The organism is Vibrio sp. R-1 (genome assembly GCF_035615595.1).
Lineage (GTDB): Bacteria > Pseudomonadota > Gammaproteobacteria > Enterobacterales > Vibrionaceae > Vibrio > Vibrio cholerae.
Map to the genome: position 1 here is coordinate 1 of NZ_WPDC01000258.1, position 702 is coordinate 702.

1 protein-coding gene is annotated in these 702 nt (G+C 35.5%); it reads right to left on the reverse strand.

What is annotated here, in order from left to right; genetic code table 11:
• A partial coding sequence (locus GOU96_RS17970; RefSeq protein WP_301896882.1) for a DUF5677 domain-containing protein occupies positions 1-689 on the reverse strand: 689 nt, incomplete at its 3' end.
• Positions 690-702: the final 13 nt, after the last annotated feature.

The window sequence follows — 702 nt, forward strand, 5'->3', positions numbered from 1 at the left end:
ACGAATTTTTTACTCAATTTTTTGACTCGCTCACTGAAAACTAGACAACGTTTCAAGTTAACGTCATCTAGGTCATAAAACTCTAGTAAATAATGTGTTGATACGACAGCAGCGTTAACTGTGGACGATAGAATAAAAAGTAACTCGCTATCTTTAATGCTTGATGTCAATACTATAGTTCCATTTTCAAAATTTTTAGATGCCAAAGCAGTAATGTTGCCGTGAGCATGGCGGCAAAGTTGGTTATAAACCGTACTGTAAAGTTCTTCACAACCTGCTTTTTTAAACTTGTCCGCAATGTCAAGGCTACGCTTAACAGGTTTTAGTTTATCGAGTGACTCTTTTCTTATTGATGATGAACCCAAGTAATAAGGATTTGAATCAGAATATTGCTTCATGTGTTTATATTCAGATTTACTTTCGGCAGCAAAAACCTGCTCTATATAAGAGCTATCGATTATTAGACATCGTAAATCTACCAATGACTCAAGAGAGCTTCTCATGATAACTGGTATTGATGTGTAACAGCCATTTTTAATCAAGACCATTATCTCTGAACACAAGGAATTTACTCGCGCCCAATAAGCCAACACAAATTTTGAATGCTGGTCTCTAAAGTGTAAGTCCTGAGTAAACTCCGTTCTAAAATCGACGAAATCACACCATATTTTTTCAAAATCTTCGATCATAGTAACCCAATTC